A 16,465-nucleotide genomic window follows, 5' to 3' on the forward strand; every position below is an offset into this window, starting at 1 on the left:
CGCTTATGCGGATCCTCCACGTCTACAGCGGCAACCTCTATGGAGGCATCGAGACGTTCCTGCGGACGCTCGCCCGCGTTCAGGGCCGTGCCTCGGAGCTGGTGCACGAGTTCGCCCTCTGCTTCGAGGGGCGGCTGAGCCGGGAGCTACGGGAGGCGGGGGCTGTCGTGCACCTGCTCGGGGAGGTGAGGGTGCGCCGCCCGTGGACGGTGTGGCGTGCGCGCGCCGAGCTGTCGCGGCTGCTGGAGCGGGGCGAGTATGCGGCGGTGGTGTGCCACGCGGCCTGGCCGCAGGCGATCTTCGGCCCGGTGGTGCGGGAGAGCCGCGTGCCGCTCGTCTTCCATCAGCACGATGCGCTGAACGGCCGGCACTGGCTGGAGCGGTGGGCTCGCGTCACCCGGCCGGACCTGATCATCTCCAACAGCCGTTTCTCGGCGACCACGCTGGCGAGCGTCTATCCGGAGGTGCCCTACGAGGTGCGTTACTACCCGGTGCTTCCCCTGCCGCCCGTGGAGCCAGGAGAGCGGGAGCGGGTGCGCGCCGAGCTGGGTGCGCGCGAGCAGGAGGCCGTCATCCTGCAGTCATGCCGGATGGAGGCGTGGAAGGGGCACCGCCTGTTGCTGGACGCGCTGGGGCGGTTGAAGGGCCTGCCGGGCTGGGTGCTTTGGGTCGCTGGCGGCGCGCAGCGTCCTGCCGAGGCGGACTATCTGGCGGAGCTGGAGGCGCAGGCCACCCGGTTGGGCATTCGCGAGCGCGTGCGCTTCCTGGGCCAGCGCACGGATGTTCCCCGGCTGCTGCGCGCGGCGGATCTCCACTGCCAGCCCAACCTGGGGCCGGAGCCGTTTGGTTTGGCGTTCATCGAGGCGCTGCAGGCGGGCCTCCCGGTGGTCACCACCGCCATGGGCGCGCCGCTGGAGACGATCGACAGCACGTGTGGCGTGCTGGTTCCTCCGGAGCCGGAGGCCCTCGCCGAGGCGCTCCAGGGATTGATTCAGGACGGCGAGCGGCGGCGCCAGCTGGGCGCGGGCGGCCCCGCACGTGCCGAGGCGCTGTGTGCCCCGGAAGTCTTTCTGCGCGGGCTGGCCAGTGACCTGGGTTTCCTCGGGGCGTGGGCACGTCCATGAGAGGCCCTCGTAGCGGAGGCTCCTCCGCACCCGTGCGACCGCAGCTTCAAGGGCCGGGAGTCCTGCGGCGGCGCTACACCCGGAGCGTGCCTCCTCGGGTGGGGCCAGGAGCCGGGGAGAGCCGCGAGAGCCCTCCTTTGGCTCCAGAGCCAGGGCCCGCTGCTCGGGAGACGGTGGACGGCGAGGCGGCATCCTGGCGCAGGTGGGCTCCCAGCCATCTGGTGCCCGGCTTCATCGCTCTGCAAATTGTCTGTCAGCTCGCGCTGCTGCTGGAGAGTATCTCCGCGGTGCGAGTGGTGGTGCGGGTGCTCGCGTTCGGCCTCAGTCTGGCGCTGCTGGCGTTCGTCCCGGGGCAGCGGCTGCGGCACCCGGCGATGCCCGTATTGATCGCCTCGATGGCGATCACCGCGCTGAACATGTTTCACCCGCAGACGAGCAACGTGCTGGCGGGGACGGCGCAGTTGGGCATCCAGGTGGCGGTGCTCGCGCCACTCTTCTGGGTGACGCGGGTGCGCATCGACGCGGTGACCTTTCGGCGAGCGCTGGCGTTGCTGTTCCTCTTCAACGCCGCGAGCGCGGGCATGGGCGTGCTCCAAGTGTATTTCCCGGGGAGCTTCCAGCCGGCCCTGTCCACGGCCATCGGGAGCATGGGAGAGAGCTACACCAGCAGCCTCCAGTTCGAGGCCGCCAGTGGCCAGCGCATCTTTCGGCCCTTCGGGCTCACGGACGTGCCCGGCGGCGCGGCCACGGGGGCCTTCTACTCGGTGCTGCTCGGCACCGGGTTCTTGATCAGTGCCCGGCGGGGGCTCGTCAAGGTCCTGAGCCTCGGAGGAATCTTCGTGGGCGTCATCAGCTTGTACCTCTGTCAGGTGCGAGCCATGGCGCTCATGTTGGGGGTGTGCCTGTTGGCCATCGGGGCGGTGCTCGCGCTCCGGGGCCGTCTGCTGCAGCTGGTGAAGCTGGTGGCCCTGGTGGGTGGGTTGGCCGTGGTGGGCTTGAGCTGGGCCGTCGCGGTGGGCGGGCAGTCCGCCCTGACGCGCTGGGGCAGCCTCTTCGAGCAGGATGCGGCGGACGTCTACTACAGCAACCGTGGCTACTTCCTGGAGGGTACGTTTACTCACTTCCTCCCGCAGTTCCCGCTGGGTGCAGGCCTGGGACGCTACGGCATGGCCAATGCCTACTTTGGCGGCGCCCGGGACCCCTCGCGTCCTCCGCTGTGGGTGGAGGTGCAGTGGACGGCGTGGGTGTTCGACGGAGGCGCGGCGGTGCTGGTGCTCTACCCGCTCGCGGTGCTCCTCACGGCGATCTGGGCGCTGCGGGTGGCGCTGCGCCGGAATGATTCCGAGGAGTTCTGGCTGTGGGGCACGCTCATCTTCGCGTATGACGTGGGCGCCATTGCCCTCACCTTCAGCTATCCCTTCTTCATGAGCCAGGCCGGCATGGAGTTCTGGCTGCTCAACGCCGCGCTCTTCGGCGCCTTCTTCCATGCGACCCGGCAGGCGCCTCGCTCCGCACTGCATGAGACCGTACACCCTGATCGCCGGTGACTTCGTCGCCACAGGAGGCATGGACCGCGCGAACCTGGCGCTGGCGCACTACCTCGCGCGCCAGGGCGGCCCTGTGCGGCTTGTGGCGCATCGGGTGGCGGACGAGCTGCTCGCCTTCTCCAACGTGCGCTTCGTGCAGGTGCCCAAGCCCGCGGGGGCGTACATGCTCGGCGAGCCCATCCTGGATGCAGTGGGACGGCTCTGGGCGCTGCGCACGCACGCCGAGGGTGGGCAGGTGCTGGCCAATGGTGGCAATTGCTCGGTGCCTGCGGCCAACTGGGTCCACTATGTTCATGGAGCGTATGCCTCCTCGGGTACCGGTTCCCTGCTCCGGCGCATCAAGGGCCGGATAAGCCACCGGCTGTACCTGCGCGGCGAGCGCCAGGCCCTGCGGCGCGCTCGCGTCATCATCGCGAACTCGGAGCGGACGAAGGCGGACCTCGTGGCGGCCACCGGGGCGGTTCCCGAGCGCGTCCACGTCATCTATTACGGCATCGATTCGGAGCGCTTCCGGCCGCGCACGGCTCAGGAGCGCGTGGAGGCTCGCGCGGCGCTGGAGTGGCCGGAGGGGCGGCGGGTGGCGCTGTTCGTGGGCGCGCTGGGAGACCAGCGCAAGGGTTTCGACACGGTCTTCCCGGCGTGGGTGCAGCTGTGCGCTCGCGGCGACTGGAACGTGGATCTAAAGGTGGTGGGCGTGGGAGCACAGCGCGAGCACTGGGAGCGCGAGGCCCGGGAGCGCGGGCTGGGCGAGCGCATCCAGTTCCTGGGCTTCCGCAAGGATGTTCCCCAGCTGATGGCCGCTGCGGATCTGCTGCTGGCGCCTACTCGCTATGAGGCCTACGGGCTCGGCGTCCACGAGGCGCTGTGCACGGGGCTTCCGGCCCTGGTGAGCCGGACGGCGGGAGTGGCCGAGCGCTACCCATCCGAGCTGAAGGCGCTGCTGCTCGATGATCCGAATGATGTCGGGGAGCTGGTGCGGCGGCTGGAGGACTGGAGGACTCACGAGGCGGAGTTCGCGCCGCACATCGCGGCATTGGCCGAGCGTCTGCGGTCGCACACGTGGGACTCCATGTCGGCTCAGATCGTGGAGTTGCTGGAGCGCGAGCACTACCGGTAGGGCCGGGGCTCAGCCGAGCACGGACTCGAAGAAGCTCAGGTGCTCGCGCGCCACCACGGGCCACGCGAACCGTGTCACGGCGCGCTCGCGCCCCCGTGCGGACAGCTCGCGGCGGCGGTCCGGGCTCTCCAGCAGCTCCGCCAGCGCCGAGGTCCATGCCGCCACATCCGTCTCGGGCACCACGCGGGCCGCGTCGCCTGCGGTGTGGGGGATCTCTCCAGAGTCACTGGTCAGCACGGGCACGCCGCATGCGAACCCCTCCGCGAGCATCCGGCCGAACTGTTCCTTCCAGCGCGGCGTCGTCTGGCTCGGGGCGCACAGCACGTCCATGGCGTTGAGCACCTGAGGCACCTGGGCGTGTGGCACCCCCGTGACGATGCGGACCTTGTCACCGTGGGGCTCGGCCCACGCGCGCAGGCTCGCCTCCAGCGGGCCGCCTCCGACGAAGAGGGCTCGCCAGGGCGTGGTGAGTCTCTCCAGCACGCGCCGCAGCAGCTCCACGCCCTTCTCCGGCACGAAGCGCCCCAGGTACCCCACCACCGGTGGGCCCTGCTCCTGCCACCCGAGCTCCCGGAGGAAGTCCTCCCCCGCAGCCCTGTCCGGCTGGAAGAGCTCCACGTCCACGCCCATGGGGATGTAGCGCGCCGGGCGCTCGGCATAGCCGGGCCGTGCGAGGAGGTTCTGCTTCACCGTCTCTCCGAAGGCGATCCACCCCGCCGAGCGCCGCACCACCCAGCGCTCGAGCTGGGCGAACGGCGGCGGGTAGCGCTTGGACAGGTTCTGCGCCGTGGAGAACACGAGCGGCACGTGCTTCGGTGCGAGCAGCGCCACCTCCGCTCCCGCGAACACGTAGGGCTCCTCCCACGCGTGGACCAGGTCCACGCCTCGCGCCAGCTTCTCGCGCAGCGCTGGGCCGTAGACGAACACATGCGCCGAGCGGCTGAAGAGGGCGCGCACCGGCTCCACGAAGCTGGCCTCTCCCGGCTCGCGCTGAAGCTGAATGGGGCTCAGGTCCCCGTGGAAGAAGCGCGGCGCCACCGCCGTCACCTCCCACTGGCCTGCGCCCACCCGCGCCATCTCGTTGGCCAGCCGCCGGTTGAGCGTGACGACGTACGAGTGAGAGACGCTGACCAGCCGGCGGGCTCGCTTCACGGTGCGTCCCCGGCGCTCACGAGCGAGCGATAGATGTCCAGGATCTCCCGTGCGTAGCGGTCCCGCGAGAAGCGCTCGACCGCCGTGCGCCGTGCCGCCTGTCCCAGCCGCTCGCGCAGCGCCGGATCCTCGGCCAGTTGGCGCATCGCTCGCGCCAGCGCCTCCGTGTCTCCCGAGGGCAGCGTCAGTGCATCCACGCCCTCGGTGAGCAGCTCCGCCGCGCCACTCGCACGAGAGATGATCGCCGGCCGCCCGCAGGCCAGCGCCTCCGCGATGGTGAGGCCGAACGGCTCCCGGCGGGTGCTCGCGTGGACGAAGATGTCGAGCGCCCGGTAGACGGCCTCGGGCTCGCGCTGGAAAGGCACCAGCCCCACGTGCCCTCCCAGTCCCCAGTGACTCATGCGTCCTCGCAGCTCCTCCTCGGAGTACTGCGAGTCCTGCGTACGGTAGAGCGGCGAGCCCACGAGGTAAAAGCGCGCGGGCAAACCCGGACGCTGCTGCAGCAACCGGGCCGCTGCCTCGAGGAACACCTCCTGGCCCTTCCACCGTGCATAGGTGGCCACCAGCCCTATGCGCAGGATGCCCTCGGGGGCAGGTGGCAGCCCGGCCAGCGCATCCAGCCGTGAGCCTTCTCCCTGTGCCGGAGCGAAGCGCTCCACGTCCACTCCGTTGTAGACGACCTGCACAGGCACCGAGCCCAGCACCTCGCGGGCATCCATGCCCACGGCGCGCGAGTTGGCGATGGCCAGCGTCGCCAGGGGCCGCAAGCCGCGCAGGGCCTGGCGCACCAGCGGGCGCTCGCCGATGAAATCATGGATGTGCCAGACGCGCGGCACGGGCAGGCCCACGGTGGCGGGGCTCAGCAGGTGCGTCTTGATGCCGTTCGAGTGGATCAGCTGAGGCCGCAGCGCGCGGACCTCGCGGCGAAGCTCCCGGAGGTAGCCCGTGAGCAGCCCGGGCGCCGGTGCCAGTCCCTTCGCGAGCCCCCACAACGCCCGGGCCCCCTGGCCGCGCAGGCCACTGTCGCCCAGCGCGGAGAGCTGCTCGGGAAGTGGAAGGAGCCGGGCATCCACACCGAGCGCCCGCGCCTCGTCCAAGAGGGGGCCCTCGGTACCTGCCAGCAAGTGCAACGAGAGCGTGGGCTCGAGCCGGCGCAGGCACGCGAGCAGATCCAGCAGCGCGCGCTCGGCCCCGCCAAGCACTCCCACGGGATTGAGGAAGAGGATGCGCAAGGCCCGGAGACCGAATCAGACCGGCTCCGGGCGGTCAAGCCAGACGCGAGCGGCTAGTTGCAGTTCACGTCGTTGTTGATGTTGAACGGCTCGCCGGGAGTGACGTGCACCGTCACGCCGCCGGTGGACGGGCAGGCGGCGGCCACCTCTCCCTCGGTAGAAGAGACGAGCCAGGTGTCCGCGCCATCGGCGGGGTTGTTGTCCACGTCGCCCGCGGCGAACGCCAGGAAGTCCCAGCTCCCATCATCCCCGAAGATGCCCGCCTCTGTGCTCATGCCGGGAGCATTGTTCCAGCTGGCGCTGGGCGGGTTCACCACGGTGAACGCATCCGGGAAGGCGGCGTTCTTGAACGTGTCCGCACCGATGCACGTGTCATGCGGGTGAATGATGGGGTGCTGGTTGCGGCGATCCTCGAAGGAGCTGCAGGAGTCCTCGAGGTGGTAGCTGTAGCGGTTGCCGCGCTCGGGGGTGAAGCCAGTGGCGTGCACGTCCGCCACGGGCATGCGCTGCAGGGTGCGCATGCTCGTGTAGAGGCTCTTGAGGTTGGTGCCCACCTCGGCCTGACGGGCGCGCGCCTGGAAGCGCAGGAAACTCGGAATAGCGATGCTTGCCAGGACTCCGATGATCGACACGACGATCATGAGCTCGATCAGGGTGAATCCGCGCGAGTGAAGACGGCTCCTCATGGGGGCTCCTTGAGAGGGACCTGAAAGTCAGTGCCCAGCCAAGAGAGCAAGCGGCGAGCCATACGCCACGTGGCGAACACCCCCTCCTTGTGACGAAAAGCGGCGGTGGAGGCAGGTGCAGAGAGACTGTGAGAGATCCAACCATCTTGGATCCTCACAATGCGGGAAGCGGGATCAGATCCGCGCGGACTGTCCTGGGTGCAGTGGGCCTGCACACCGCGTCAGGACCGCTGTGTGTTCACTGCAGACCGCGACCCGCGTCACACTCCGATGCAAGGGAGTGAACGACATGCCCAAAATTGTCAGGAGGTGACAATTTTTGTCGCTGTCTCCAGGAGCGGGGTTCCACGGGCGCACAATCTTTCCACCGGTGCCACACAGGGGCACTCACAGGGGCGGCGCACAGCGAGGAACGAAGAGCAGTATTACCCGAGTGCCCCGGTTCTCGCAACTCTCCTGGGAGCCTTGCGTAACCAGTGGCGGGCGGGCTCTTCCACGAACTGGAAGAGGACGAGCGAGGCGGCCACGGCGGCGGGGGCGAGGAGCAAAGCGACGGTGTTGTGGGGAAGGGTGAGGGTGCGCGTGTTGAGGGCCAGCGCGAAGCCCATCAGCGAGCCGTGAGTGAGGTAGAGCGCGTAGCTGGCGCCGCCGAGCCGGAGGAGCGGTCGTGTCCCCATCCCCATCCCACTCCAGGCCACGCCGCATGCGAGCAGCCAGATGCAGACAGCGAACAAGGGGACGAGCACCCCCATCTGGACGATGGCCGAGGGCGTGGGAGGCAGGAGGATGAGCACGGCGGCGATGGCGCCGATGGTGGTGATCAGGCCCGCCGTGCGCCAGGCCTGGCTGCCCTGACGCGTGCGGCGGCAGAACAGCAGTCCGAGGCACAGGCCCAGGACGAACTCGGGCAGCCGCAGGAGCGGGACGAGCTGGCTCGGCAGTTCGCTCCAGGCCGTGAGGATACGCACGGTGAGCGCGCCGGTGCCCTGCGCGCCGAGGCTCGAGACCAGCTCACCCGCGAGGAAGGGAGCCATGCCGAGCACCCAGGCGCTTACGGCCACGGAGAGCAGCCGCCGCGAGGACTGCCGTGCGAGCCAGACGCCCAGGAAGGGGAACAGCGCGTAGAAGAACGCCTCGGCCGAGAGCGTCCACGCCATGGTGTTCCAGACGGGGCGGCCGCCCTCGAGCCAGGCCTGGGTGAGGGTGAGCGTGGCGGCGCAGATTTGGGCCACCTCGCCGGGGGCCGCGGTGGGCTCGGCGTGGGAGAGCAGACGCAGGAAGAGGGGGAGGTCCACCGCCAGCGCGAGCAGGTAGATGGGGTAGATGCGCGCGAAGCGGGCCCGGTAGAAATCGCGCGTCGTCCCGACGAACCCGCCCCGCTCGTCCAGGTAGTTGTAGGCGAGGATGAAGCCGGACAGGACGAAGAAGAGGCTCACCGTGGTGAAGCCCGCTCGGAACAGGTTGCCGAGGAAGGCCGGAGCGTTGGGCTCACAGGGCGGGCAGTAGAAGTGGTAGCTGACCACGCCCAGGGCGGCGAAGAAGCGCAGGCCGGTGCACGCATCGAGCGGCGGACGGCGAAGGGCGGGAGCGGGGGAGGAGGCCATGAACGCGGAGGGCGCCATCGTATCAGCCCCCCAGGGCGCTCAGCGTTGGAGACGCTGTTGGTAGGCCGCGAGCACCGTGCGCGCGTGTGCCTGCCAGGTGAAGTGCCGGGCACGCTCGAGGCGCAGCTCACGAGGGGGAGGCAGGTGCCGGCCGGACAGGAGCGCATCGATCGTCTCCGTCCACCCGGTGACGTGGCCGACCGGGCAGTAGAGGCACGCGGTGTCGCCCACTTCGCGCAGCACCGGGAGCGCGCTGGCGACCACGGGCGCTCCGCAGGCGAGCGCTTCGATGACCGGGAGCCCGAAGCCCTCGGCTTCGCTGGGAACGAGCACGGCCTGGGCCCGGCGGTAGAGCCCCGCGAGTGTGGCCCGGTTCAGCTTGGGAGGCTGCAGCAGCGCATCGCCGATGCCGAGGCGCGCCACCTGCTCGCGCTGAGCGGGAGTGAGCGCGCCACCTTGCTGAACGAGCCGCAGCTCCGGGTGGCGCGTGCGCAAGGCCGCGAAGACCTCGAAGAGCACGTCCAGGCGCTTGCGAGGAATGGAGCTGCCTACATGCAGGAGGTACGGCCGGCCGCCGAGGGGCGCGAGGACGGACTCGCTCGTGTCTCCGGGAGAGGGCTCTGGGCGGAACTCGGGGGACACGCCGGGAGGTGCCCACACGAGTCGTTCTGGCTCCACGAGGCCATGGCGCAGGAGCTCGTCGCGCACGGCCTGGGTGCCGTGGAAGACGATGGCAGCGCGCTGCAGGCCCAGGAGTGTCGTGCGGGCCATGAGGCGGAACCACGCGGGGCGAGGCTCTCGGTGGGGTTCGATCACCGAGCGGAAGGTGTCCAGGTCGTGGCAGTAGACGCCGGTGCGCCGGGCCGGCAGGGCGTGGACGAGCTGCGCGTACGAGTGGTCCACCACATGGAAGGCGTCATACCGGCCACGGGCCAGTAAGGCCTGTGCGGGGTATCCGCCGAAGCGGGTGAGGAGCCGGTCCGTGTTGAAGGCCACGCGCTCGCTGATGCTGGGCAGCCGCTGAAAGAGGCGTGGCATCGAGGGCCGCACCCCTGTCACCGCCACTTCCGAGGGCAGTGCGGACAGCTCTTCGCGGAGGGACTCGCCGACGAGGTCCATGCTGGGCCAACCCTCCTCGATCGGATCCATCAGCAACGCGAGCTTCAGCGGTGCACGGGTGCTCATGCGTGCGGGCCTCCACTCGTGGGGGAGGGGCTCAGCAGGGCCTCCAAGGTGCGCTCCAGGGAGAAGCGCTCGCGGTACACCTCGGCCGCGCGGGCTCCGAGGGCCGTGCGTTCCTCGGGGCGGGCCAGGAGCCGCTCGGTGGCCTCGGCCAGCGCGGACGAATCTGTGCCCTCCACGAGGGCCACCGCGCCCAGCCCGCGCCACAGTGGCTCGGTGAGGTGCCCGGTGTTGGTGATGAGCGGACGGCCCAGGGCGAGGCTCGCCATCACGGTGCCCCGTCGTGCGCTCACGCCATCCCCATAAGGCTGCACGAGCAGGTCGCACGCCGCGAGGTGTGCCACCAACGCGTCGGGCTCGAGAGAATCACGCGAGAGGAGCTGACGGGACAGCTCGGGGTGCTGCTGGAGGAGGCCTCTCTTCCAGGACTCACTGCCCCGGCCCAGCAATAGCATCCGGCGGCGGGAGTCCGCTCGCAGCAGGGGAACGAGCGCACGCTCCAGCAACCCCGAAGTGGCGGCGCCATAGGTGCCGAAGTGCCCCAGGAGGAGCCCCTCGCCGAGCTCGGCCCGGACGCGAGCCACCGCCTCGGGAGCCACGGCCGTGGGAAAGTTGCTGGGCACGGGGCGCCACTCGGCGTGGCGGCGGAGTGGGACCGGGAGGTGCTCGGCCCAGGCGGGAATGGAGACGAACGCACGGTCCGCCGCTCCGGCGACCAGCCGCAGCATGACGCGCGTGGTGCCGGCGAGCAGCTGGTGGCGCAGCGGATCCGCTGGGCTCCACGGGTAGACCACCTCGTGGAAGAAGACCCAGCGCTCGTCCTGGTGGCGAGCGGCGAACCAGGCGCAGAAGGGCACATTCATCGCCTTCAGGCCGAACGCGTGGGGCACGTACTGGAGCAGCAGCCGCCGAGGCCTTCGGCAGCGATTCAACCTGCGGGTGAGCCCCACCAGCCCCCGAGGGGTGAAGAGGCCCGGAGCGCGGTGCACGGTGACGCCGTCCTCGACAGAATCGCCTGAGTCACCGGGGGACCAGACGTGGACCTCGGCGCCGCTGCGAGCCAGTTCCCGGGCGATGAGCCGCGTGTAGTCGCTGACTCCGCCGGGCTGAGGGGGGTACTCGCCCGTGAGCAGGTGCCAGGCAACGTCCGAGGCAGCAGCGGCGGGGCGCGGACGGCTCAGGAGGCCTCCATGTCCCGGATGGCCAGGAGCTGGAAGGCATGCTTGGGGAAGCGCGAGGCGAAGGGCTCGGTGAGCCGTGCCACGAAGCCGCCGAGCCGGCGAGGGCGGATGCGGGGCAAGGCATAGTCGCCGCGTAGGGGCTTCCACCCGCTCATGCCGGTGACGCGGTAGCCGCGCAGCTCGAAGTCATACACCTCCCAGCCCGAGCGGTGGTGCTGGTGCACGTTGCCGTCCCACTCGTCCTGAGGGAGGAAGCCGTTGGGCGTGAAGAGGATGACGCGCTTGCGTGCGATGGACTCGAGCATCTCCAGAAACCGGTAGCCGTCCGGCTTGTCGAAGTGCTCGATGACATCCAAGGCGATGGCGGCGTCGAAGCTCTTGGGGCCGAACGCCTCACCCACCTTCATGAGATCCATGCAGTGGTACTCGCTGTGGATGCCTGCGGCGCGGCTGCGCTCGATGGCCTTGTCGTAGCCGTCCACGCCCACGGTGCGGGGGATGAGGTGGGAGAAGGAGCGGATCGGCGAGCGGAACCCGCAGCCCACGTCCAGCACGCTGTCACACGTGCCGACGAGCGCCTCGCGCAGGGTGCGGAAGAGCACCTCGTGCTCGCTCACCAGCACCTCGCGCCGGAGGAAGTGCAGGATGCCACCAGGTTGCATGCGGCGCGGGACCGTAGCCCTCGCGCTCCGGGGGTGTCAAAAGACTCGCGCGGAGGGGAGGGGGCCCTCTCCTGGATGGAGAGCGTGCAGGCGCCTCGTGCTTGAGGGGAGAGGGGGTCACCATTAGCATCCTCGCGGCCTGTCTTGGGATGAACGCCACCGCCGCCCCAGAAGCCACCACCTCCGAGGTGAAGGCTCGCGCCCAGAAGGGCGTGCTCGTGCTGGCCGCCCGCACCCTGGTATCGCAGGGGCTGCGGGTGGTGAGCGCCCTGTGTCTGTCGCGCCTGTTGTTCCCGGATGACTATGGCCTGTTCGGCATCGTCTCGTACGCGGCCACACTGGGGGCGTACATGGGGGACCTGGGGCTGAGCGCCGCGCTGGTTCGCCAGACCCGCGAGCCCACGGCGGAAGAGACCTCGACGCTCTTTTGGGGCCACCAGGTGCTGACGGGGCTCGTCGCCATCATCGTGTCGCTGCTGGCACCCACGCTCGTCGCGGGCTACGCGCTGGGCGCCCAGGCGCTGCCGATGCTCTACGTCATGGCCGCGGGCCTGTTTTTCTACTCCCTGCGCGTCATCCCGCTGATGGCGCTGGAGCGGCAGCTGGCCTTCCCGGTCATCGCTCGCGCCGAAATCATCGAGAACCTGGCGCAGGTGGTCATCACCATCGGGCTGGCGGCGCTGGGGTGTGGGGCCTGGGCGCTGGCGGGAGGCGGGCTGGCGCGCGGAGTGGTGGGGTTGGTGTGCATCTGGATGGCGTCTCCCTGGCGGCCCCAGTTCACCTTCCACGGCTCGATCATCCGGAGGCTGCTGGGGTTCGGGCTGGCGTACCAGCTGCCGCCGATCGTCGCGGCGTTCACGGCGGGCTGGGTGCCGCTCGTGGTGGGACGGGTGCTGGGCAAGGACTCGGTGGGGCTCGTCAACTGGGCGTGGGCGCTGGCCTCCACGCCGATGATGCTCAGCGCGATCCTCAACCGCGTGGCCTTCCCGGCCTACTGCCGGCTGCAGGATGACCCAGTGGGCTTCGCGGAGTACCTGCGCACCTCGCTGCGGCGCCTGTCCGCGGCGCTCTGCCTGCTCATTCCGTTGGCAGTGCTGGCGGTGCCGGTGGCCGTGCCACTCCTGTTCGGCGAGCGCTGGGTGCCTGCGGTGCCGCTGGTGCAGTGGTTCAGCATGGAGTGCATCCTCGTCACGCTCACGGGGCTGCTGGCCACCGCGCAGAACGCGGGCGGGCGGCCGTGGGAGCGGCTCGCCGTCACGGTGGGCGTGGGCGCCTCGAAGTGGGCGCTGGGGCTCTGGCTCATCCATCGCTTCGGGCTCAACGGCGTGGGGCCGCTGGGTGTCGTCGTGGGCCTGGGCGAGCTGTGGGTGACGGCGTGGCTCGTCTCTCGGCTCAACCCCGCGCTGCGAGGGATTGTGACGGAGGTGGTGGAGCCTTTCGTCACCGTGGGTCTGCTGCTGCTGGGAGCCTGCCTCGCCGCGGCGTACGCCTTCCGGGAGGGGCTGTGGGCGCAGGCGCTCGCCGGTGGGGTGCTGTTCTCGGGCCTCTTCCTGCTGCGGGAGCGGTTGCCGGGGCGAGTACCGTTGGTGGCGGAGCTGCGGACCATCGTGGCGCTCGTCCGAGCGCGGCGCAGGGGCGTGGCGCCGGGAGGGGCCGTGCCATGACGCAGAAGCCGGATCTGGTCATCTCCATCGTCAATCACAGCAACCCGGAGCTGCTGCACGACTGCCTGCGGACGTTGTTCGCGACGACGCGGCAGTGCACCTTCGAGGTATGGGTGGTGGACAACGCCACGGACGGGCGGGGCGTAGAGGCCATGCGGCGCGACTTCCCGCAGGTGCGCTGGCTCTTCAACAAGGAGCGCAAGGGCTTCTCGGCCAACCACAACCAGGTGCTGACCCAGGCGAAGGCCCGCCACTTCTGTGTCTTCAATGACGACACCATCGTGCACGAGGGAGCGTTCGACGCGCTGGTGCGCTTCATGGACGCGAACCCGCGCGTGGGCATGGCGGGGGCGCGGCTGCTCAACGCGGACGGCACGGTACAGAATTGCGCGTTCCGGGAGATGACACTGGCGCAGGCGCTTTGGGACATCTGCTTCCTGCCGCGCCCGTTGCACTTCCTGAAGCGGCAGCACATTCACCCAGCGCAGTACGGCTACGAGCAAGCGCGGGTGAGCTGGGTGCTGGGCGCCTGTATGGTGGTGCGGGAGGAGTGCCTGCGAGACGTGGGGCTCTTGGACGAGAGGCTCTCTCCGCTGGGGAACACGGAGGACACGGACTGGTGCGTGCGAGCGTGGAAGGCAGGTTGGGAGGTGGCCTTCTGCCCGGACGCGGTCATCACTCACCTGACGAGCCGCTCATTCCGGCCCTCGGCGTCGGGGCCGGACAAGATCCGCGTGGAGCTGTGGCGCACGCGGTTGGCCTTCTTCCGCAAGCACCATGGCCGGCTCCATGAGCAGCTCATGCGGCTCATCCTGGTGGGGACGCTGCCGTGGAACTCGTTCGTGCTGACACAGTCGCTGGTGCGGAGGCGGCTGAGCCTGAGCGAGTACAAGCGGCAGCTCTCCACGTTCTTGCGCATCTCTGAGATGGGCCTGCGCGCGCGAGTGGGGTGAGCGGCCATGCCCTTCTTCTCCATCGTCATCGCCACGTACAACCGGGCCCGGCTGATCGGCGAGACACTGGAGACCGTCTTCGCCCAGGAGTTCACCGACTACGAGGTGCTCGTGGCGGATGATGGCTCCACGGATGGCACGCGCGAGGTGCTCGCGCGCTACGGCGAGCGGGTGCGCGTGCTGCGCCAGGAGAACCAGGGGCCTGGACCGGCGAGGAACCTCGGCATTCGGCACGCCGCGGGCCAGTACGTGGTGTTCCTGGACAGCGATGACCTGTGGTTTCCGTGGACCCTGGCGGCCTACCACCAAGCTATCGGCATGTACGGAAAGCCCTCGGTGGTGATGGGCACTCCCGCCAAGTTCCAGCGTCCGGAAGAGCTGTCCAGGGTGAAGCGAGGCGCGCTGAAGACCCATGCCTTCGCGGACTACTTCGCGACGGCGGAGGCGCCGTTCGTCCGGACCGCTTGCGTGGTCGCCGTGAGGACAGAGGCGCTGCTTCGCGTGGGAGGGTTCACGCCGCTGCGCATCATCTCCGAGGACCACGACCTGCTGTACCGGCTGGGCACGGAGCCGTGCTTCGTGTGGATGGAGGAGCCGCTCGTGGTGGGCTACCGCCAACACGGGAGTTCCTCGTCTCGGGACCTCGAGCGCGGCTACGAGGGGCTGTGCTACCAACTGGAGCAAGAGCGGCTCGGGCGCTATCCGGGGAGTGAGGCACGGAGGCGCGAGCGGCTGACGTTGATCCTCCACGGCGTACGGCACGTGTCACGCTGGTTGGTGGAGCACGGACGGCCGGACCTCGCACTGGACCTGTACCGGCGGAGCTTGCCTGCGCACCTCGTGGTGCCGCGCTGGCGCTACATGCTGGGGTTCGCGCCATGGATGGTGGCGTCGGTCGCGCTGAAGCCGTTTCGCCGCTGAGGCATGCAGCCGATGACAGCCTATGAGGGAGGGTGCCTGTTGCCCTACCTACCATGTCAGACTCGGATGGTTTGATGGCGGAAACCATGAACGAGGTGGGTGGCGGAGATGGAACGGATGGGTTTTGTGGCGCATATCGAGGAGGACCTGGAGCGGACGATTTCGCAGGGACGGTTACCCGCGAGTGGCTTTCTTCCCTCGGAGAGCTTGCTGGCACGGCAGTATGGCGTCTCGCGAACCACCGTGAGGGAAGCGCTGCTGCGGTTGGCGGCGCGAGGCTTGGTGGTGCAGCACCCCGGGCGTAAGACCCGCGCAGTAGCCATGGACGTGGCGGTCACGCTCGAGAACCTGAGCGTGGCGCTGCATGCAGAAGGCCCGGCACACCCCGAGAGGCGACGGCTGCTGGAGGGGTACCTCGAGCTGAAGCGAGAGATGACAGTCGAGCTGCTGTCAGCCTGCTGCGAACGTGCCACCCAGGCGGATCTGGAGACACTGCAGGACGCCTGCTTCATGTTGAGGGAAGAGGCGCGCTGGAAAGGGCGTCCTGGTTGGGTGGAGCGAGAGTTCAACCTGTTGCGGCAGGCAGCAATCTTCTCGGGCCGTCCTGGACACTTCCTGCTCATCCAATCGCTGGAGCGTTCCTTCTGGGGGATGTCCGGGCGCTTGTTACCCCATCTGGACGGCGAAGCCATCTGTGGGTGGGCACATGCCGCGTTCTCAGCTCTGCATGACAAGGACGTGCAGGCGCTGAAGCATCAGCTGGCACCCTTGCTTCAGGCGTGCGACGAGCGCCTCCTCCGAGGACTCTCAGCCTTACAAGATGCCGCCCGCCCGCATATGATTCCTCTCGGTCCAACGGAGCTGCCCCGAAAGCAGCCCTCACAAGAAGCTCCGTTTCCGGACCAGAACTCCAGGCCCGATGTTGCGAGGTACGAGTCCTCAACAGGGGCCCTGTTTGGGGAACCTCGCATCGGGCCTGAGACCGCGACGACCAATCCATTGTTGGTGGAAGAGGTTCAGGAACTTCACTCCGACCTTGCTGCGGCAACGGGCGAATCCGTGTTGGCGAAGGAGGCCCAGGAAGTTCACACCGAGCTTGAAGCCGTGACGTGTGAGCCATCGTTGGAACAGGTCCAGAAGGTTCACGCTGAGCGAGAGTCTGCGAGGAGCGAACCCGTCTCCGATGCGCAAATCCAGGAGGCTCACACCGAGCCGGGGACCGCTACGGGCGAGGTGCCGGCCGAGTTCGGCGCGAACTTGTCTGCTTGTTGGACAGGTTCCGACAAAAAGCGGTCGGCAGGGGTCCCTCCTCCCGCGTCTGTGCCCTGCGGCTTGGGCTGCCCCTCAAGCGATACGGAACTTGGGCGGGCGGTGTCTCCTGCCGGCGACGAGGAGGGAGAGATTGGAGCTGTCTCCGAGAAGCCCTGAGCTGTGGGCTGA

The 16,465-nt window shown here is 69.2% G+C and carries 14 protein-coding genes; 7 read left to right on the plus strand and 7 right to left on the minus strand.

Translation table 11 applies throughout. The annotated features are described in order from the left end of the window. The first annotated feature begins 5 nt into the window (after positions 1–5). The 3 genes from DB31_RS06130 to DB31_RS06140 are packed head-to-tail and all read left to right on the plus strand — an operon-like array spanning position 6 to position 3,788. Positions 6–1,124 carry a glycosyltransferase family 4 protein gene (locus tag DB31_RS06130; protein ID WP_044183536.1) on the plus strand — a complete coding sequence of 373 codons (1,119 nt, stop codon included), beginning with the start codon at positions 6–8 and terminating at the stop codon, positions 1,122–1,124. Positions 1,125–1,156: 32 nt separating this feature from the next. Further along, positions 1,157–2,671, plus strand: coding sequence for an O-antigen ligase family protein (locus DB31_RS06135; protein WP_240486552.1), 1,515 nt, complete (start codon positions 1,157–1,159; stop codon positions 2,669–2,671). Further along, positions 2,643–3,788: a glycosyltransferase family 4 protein gene (locus DB31_RS06140; RefSeq protein ID WP_044183543.1), complete on the plus strand. Its 1,146-nt coding sequence runs from the start codon at positions 2,643–2,645 to the stop codon at positions 3,786–3,788. The genes DB31_RS06135 and DB31_RS06140 overlap by 29 nt, the downstream gene beginning before the upstream one ends. A 9-nt stretch (positions 3,789–3,797) precedes the next feature. Here DB31_RS06140 and DB31_RS06145 read toward each other — a convergent pair whose 3' ends face one another. The 7 genes from DB31_RS06145 to DB31_RS06175 all read right to left on the minus strand — a co-directional run bounded on the left by DB31_RS06145 (position 3,798) and on the right by DB31_RS06175 (position 11,487). Beyond that, on the minus strand, positions 3,798–4,940 hold the full coding sequence (locus DB31_RS06145; RefSeq protein WP_044183546.1) for a glycosyltransferase family 4 protein: 1,143 nt from the start codon (positions 4,938–4,940) through the stop codon (positions 3,798–3,800). Beyond that, the gene (locus tag DB31_RS06150) at positions 4,937–6,172 is read right to left on the minus strand and encodes a glycosyltransferase family 4 protein (RefSeq protein WP_044183549.1); all 1,236 of its coding nucleotides are present in this window, start codon (positions 6,170–6,172) and stop codon (positions 4,937–4,939) included. Before DB31_RS06150 ends, DB31_RS06145 begins: the two co-directional genes overlap by 4 nt. 53 nt (positions 6,173–6,225) lie before the next feature. Beyond that, the gene (locus DB31_RS06155) at positions 6,226–6,858 is read right to left on the minus strand and encodes a prepilin-type N-terminal cleavage/methylation domain-containing protein (RefSeq protein WP_044183552.1); all 633 of its coding nucleotides are present in this window, start codon (positions 6,856–6,858) and stop codon (positions 6,226–6,228) included. A gap of 425 nt (positions 6,859–7,283) precedes the next feature. Then, positions 7,284–8,480: an acyltransferase family protein gene (locus tag DB31_RS06160; protein ID WP_044183554.1), complete on the minus strand. Its 1,197-nt coding sequence runs from the start codon at positions 8,478–8,480 to the stop codon at positions 7,284–7,286. A 21-nt stretch (positions 8,481–8,501) separates the two neighbouring features. Next, on the minus strand, positions 8,502–9,647 hold the full coding sequence (locus tag DB31_RS06165; RefSeq protein ID WP_044183557.1) for a glycosyltransferase family 4 protein: 1,146 nt from the start codon (positions 9,645–9,647) through the stop codon (positions 8,502–8,504). Continuing rightward, positions 9,644–10,825, minus strand: coding sequence for a glycosyltransferase family 4 protein (locus DB31_RS06170; RefSeq protein ID WP_044184066.1), 1,182 nt, complete (start codon positions 10,823–10,825; stop codon positions 9,644–9,646). Before DB31_RS06170 ends, DB31_RS06165 begins: the two co-directional genes overlap by 4 nt. After that, the gene (locus DB31_RS06175) at positions 10,822–11,487 is read right to left on the minus strand and encodes a class I SAM-dependent methyltransferase (RefSeq protein ID WP_044183560.1); all 666 of its coding nucleotides are present in this window, start codon (positions 11,485–11,487) and stop codon (positions 10,822–10,824) included. Before DB31_RS06175 ends, DB31_RS06170 begins: the two co-directional genes overlap by 4 nt. A 149-nt stretch (positions 11,488–11,636) precedes the next feature. On the opposite strand from DB31_RS06175, the gene DB31_RS06180 reads away from it, so the two are divergent. The 4 genes from DB31_RS06180 (at position 11,637) to DB31_RS44560 (ending at position 16,453) form a co-directional block, all read left to right on the plus strand. Next, a complete protein-coding gene (locus DB31_RS06180; RefSeq protein ID WP_044183563.1) occupies positions 11,637–13,151 on the plus strand; it encodes an oligosaccharide flippase family protein in 1,515 nt (504 codons plus the stop codon). After that, a complete protein-coding gene (locus DB31_RS06185) occupies positions 13,148–14,104 on the plus strand; it encodes a glycosyltransferase family 2 protein (protein WP_044183565.1) in 957 nt (318 codons plus the stop codon). The genes DB31_RS06180 and DB31_RS06185 overlap by 4 nt, the downstream gene beginning before the upstream one ends. 6 nt (positions 14,105–14,110) lie before the next feature. Next, entirely contained in the window at positions 14,111–15,025 is a 915-nt protein-coding gene (locus DB31_RS06190; RefSeq protein ID WP_044183568.1) for a glycosyltransferase family 2 protein, read from the plus strand. A gap of 108 nt (positions 15,026–15,133) precedes the next feature. Continuing rightward, positions 15,134–16,453: a FadR/GntR family transcriptional regulator gene (locus DB31_RS44560; protein ID WP_083968042.1), complete on the plus strand. Its 1,320-nt coding sequence runs from the start codon at positions 15,134–15,136 to the stop codon at positions 16,451–16,453. Positions 16,454–16,465: the final 12 nt, after the last annotated feature.

Source organism: Hyalangium minutum, assembly GCF_000737315.1.
Taxonomy (GTDB): Bacteria; Myxococcota; Myxococcia; order Myxococcales; family Myxococcaceae; genus Hyalangium; species Hyalangium minutum.

What these genes read in the sequence shown, in the direction of transcription:
- DB31_RS06130 (WP_044183536.1), top strand. Translation starts at nt 6, where the DNA reads ATGCGGATCCTCCACGTCTACAGCGGCAACCTCTATGGAGGCATCGAG.
- DB31_RS06140 (WP_044183543.1), top strand. Translation starts at nt 2,643, where the DNA reads ATGAGACCGTACACCCTGATCGCCGGTGACTTCGTCGCCACAGGAGGC.
- DB31_RS06155 (WP_044183552.1), bottom strand. Translation starts at nt 6,858, where the DNA reads ATGAGGAGCCGTCTTCACTCGCGCGGATTCACCCTGATCGAGCTCATG.
- DB31_RS06160 (WP_044183554.1), bottom strand. Translation starts at nt 8,480, where the DNA reads ATGGCGCCCTCCGCGTTCATGGCCTCCTCCCCCGCTCCCGCCCTTCGC.
- DB31_RS06165 (WP_044183557.1), bottom strand. Translation starts at nt 9,647, where the DNA reads ATGAGCACCCGTGCACCGCTGAAGCTCGCGTTGCTGATGGATCCGATC.
- DB31_RS06175 (WP_044183560.1), bottom strand. Translation starts at nt 11,487, where the DNA reads ATGCAACCTGGTGGCATCCTGCACTTCCTCCGGCGCGAGGTGCTGGTG.
- DB31_RS06180 (WP_044183563.1), top strand. Translation starts at nt 11,637, where the DNA reads ATGAACGCCACCGCCGCCCCAGAAGCCACCACCTCCGAGGTGAAGGCT.
- DB31_RS06185 (WP_044183565.1), top strand. Translation starts at nt 13,148, where the DNA reads ATGACGCAGAAGCCGGATCTGGTCATCTCCATCGTCAATCACAGCAAC.
- DB31_RS06190 (WP_044183568.1), top strand. Translation starts at nt 14,111, where the DNA reads ATGCCCTTCTTCTCCATCGTCATCGCCACGTACAACCGGGCCCGGCTG.
- DB31_RS44560 (WP_083968042.1), top strand. Translation starts at nt 15,134, where the DNA reads ATGGAACGGATGGGTTTTGTGGCGCATATCGAGGAGGACCTGGAGCGG.